This window comes from 'Chrysanthemum coronarium' phytoplasma (genome assembly GCF_000744065.1).
GTDB lineage: Bacteria > Bacillota_I > Bacilli_A > Acholeplasmatales > Acholeplasmataceae > Phytoplasma > Phytoplasma asteris.
In genome coordinates this window covers 1-2,528 of record NZ_BBIY01000071.1, presented here as the reverse complement: position 1 = coordinate 2,528, position 2,528 = coordinate 1, and the positions used below count along the sequence as shown (strand labels likewise).

The following is a 2,528-nucleotide window of genomic DNA, read 5'->3' as shown; positions in this document are numbered from 1 at the left end:
GATTTTTATTCCTTTATTTTTCACATATTGGAAGTTGTTAAAATTTTTATCACCAGTCATCGCTGGTTCTTTTATTATTTTCTGCTTCTTTGACTTTATCTTTGTTGTGTTTATCTTGGTAAAGGGATAAAGTTTTTCTTTTTGGGTTGAAGTGGAGGTGGAAATTGGTTAATTTGAAATTGGAGTTGGAAACATGAGCGCATCCAAGATAGTAGTCTTTGTCTTTTTCTATCAAGTATTTAGGGCCTTTGTATTTAAGAATTAAGCAATTACCGCTTGATTCTTCTTTGAATTGTTTTTCGAAGTTGATATAATAATGTAAATGGCTGTCGTTTTTAGTATCAAAACTAGAAAATTCAAATTCATTCACTGAGGTTTCCTCATAAGTTAAACCTCTGTTATTCCAACGGTCGAAAGGATAACGGTCTTTGATGTATTTGGCGAGGTTAGAAGGTTCTTTTTGGATTTCGAGGCGATCTTGAGCGATTGAAATATCGTTATGACTACCTTTTTTTCTTGAAGTTGTTGTTGATAATAACCGATTCCATTAAGGCCATCAAAAGTGTATTTGGCTTTAATCATTGTACATTTGTTATTATTGTCATACCATTCTTCATGAATTACCATTTTGGTTTCTTTTATGCTGGGAATTTCTTTTTTTGGTAATTCTGGTAATTTAATGATTCCCATTTCGGTTAAAACAATAAAACCAATAAATAAAAAAAGAAGTATCCCTAAAATAATAAAAAACCATTTAATGATTTTTTTAATATTAAACATGATTAGTTCCTTTCGGGTAATTTATAACATACCAACATTTTAACACATTTGACTTTTGAATTTTAATTAAAACCATTTTTTGAACCAAGAAGTTACTTTATTGACTTTTTCCTTTGCGCTATTAATTCTTTGTCTTACATCTTCTTTAATACAAGCTTTTAAAGGTTGAATTGCGGCACTATAGCTAACCTTTTTTTCTTGTATAGTTAAATTGATTTTTTTTAATTTTTCTGTTTTTTGCGTTAATTTCTCGCTTTCGGTTTTTAAGTTTAATTTAGTTGCTTCATGTGCTTTTTGTTCGTCTTTTATTTGTTCTTTAAGTTTATTGATTTCATGACGGAGTTCGGCGTTTTCTTCGATGTATTTACCAGAGACGTTTTCTAAAGCTTTAATGGTTCCTTCTAGAGCTTCAATGTGAAGACCTTGTTGCACCCATTTATCAATTTGTTGTTCTAATTCTTCGCTTAAACGGTTAATTTCGTTTGCTTGTTCGTTGATGATTTGGTTTAATTGATCGATTTCTTGGTCTTTTTGATTAATAGTGTTTTCGTATTCTTTTTGTTTTTGTTGAAAATTAGTTGTTAATTGATTGATTTCCTTTTGGAGTTCTTGTTTTTCTTGTTCAGATAAAGCTTGATTAGTTATTAATTCTTGGTTTTTAGTTTCGATTAAGGATTTTTGTTCTTGGAGTTGGTTTTGGAGTTGTTCGGTCATTTGGTTTTGTTCGTTAATTTGATGGATTAATTCATTAATTTGTTTTTCTTTTTCGGTTTTGATCGTTTTTTCTTGGTGAAGATCAGTTTCTAGTTGATTAATCTTTTGATCTTGGGTAAAGATTTCGTTTTCTTTAGAACGGATTTTGTCGTTTTGTTGATTGATTTCTTTTTTAAGTTCTTGTTTTTCTTGTTGAGATAGTTTTTGATTATTTTCTAATTCTTCTTGTTTTTGAGTTAAATCATGTTCTAAATTGGCTTTTTGAGTTTCTAAAGTTAAACTATTAATTTGAGGTGCACCCCAAACCTCACACAAAAATTAGATAAAAAATAACAATTAAGATCAACTTTTTAAGTTGGTCTTTTTTTGTTTTTTAAAAGAAATAAAAAAAAGAAATTATACTCATCTTTTCTAAAAACGTTTTTAGAAAGGATTCAAATGAAAAGAAAAGATTTATTTTTACTTTTTTTAAAAAATAAAAAGAATTTTGAAATAAGAGATCAATTAATTGAACTTCATTTACCATTAGTAAAAAAAATTAGTTCAAAATTCAAATATTACCCTAAATTATTAACTAAAGAGGATTTATACCAAGAAGGCATCTTAGGATTAATCAAAGCCCTCGATAATTACCAAGATTTAGGTTATGATTTCATCGCCTACGCAACTCCAACAATAAAATCAACAATCAACGAACTAATAAGAAAAAGCCACTCACCTTCAATCCCCCAAAAAACCACCAAACCAAACAATATTAGTTTTAAAGAACAACATTATGAGCCCGATAGAATAACCAACCCAAACCCCCATCAATTATGGCTAAAACAAGTAAATCACGAACAACTCATAAAAAAGCTAAAATCTAAACTAAGCAAAAACGAATTCAATGTTATTTGTTTAAGTTTCGGCATCACCCTAGAAAACATAACCAAAAATCACCAACCAACTTTCACCAACCAAGAAATCTCCCAAAAACTAAATTTAAATTTAAGACAAGTAGAAACAATAAAAAACATAGCAATTAGAAAACTAAG

At 28.7% G+C, this 2,528-nt stretch carries 2 protein-coding genes and 1 pseudogene; 1 reads left to right on the top strand and 2 read right to left on the bottom strand.

The annotated features are described in order from the left end of the window. Positions 1-49: 49 nt before the first annotated feature. Together OYV_RS03405 and OYV_RS03400 are read right to left on the bottom strand one after the other, a co-directional pair. Positions 50-780: pseudogene (locus OYV_RS03405) on the bottom strand (effector). Positions 781-846: 66 nt separating this feature from the next. Beyond that, a complete protein-coding gene (locus OYV_RS03400; RefSeq protein WP_236620282.1) occupies positions 847-1,809 on the bottom strand; it encodes a hypothetical protein in 963 nt (320 codons plus the stop codon). A gap of 123 nt (positions 1,810-1,932) precedes the next feature. On the opposite strand from OYV_RS03400, the gene OYV_RS03395 reads away from it, so the two are divergent. Beyond that, a partial coding sequence (locus tag OYV_RS03395; RefSeq protein ID WP_042068289.1) for a sigma-70 family RNA polymerase sigma factor occupies positions 1,933-2,528 on the top strand: 596 nt, incomplete at its 3' end.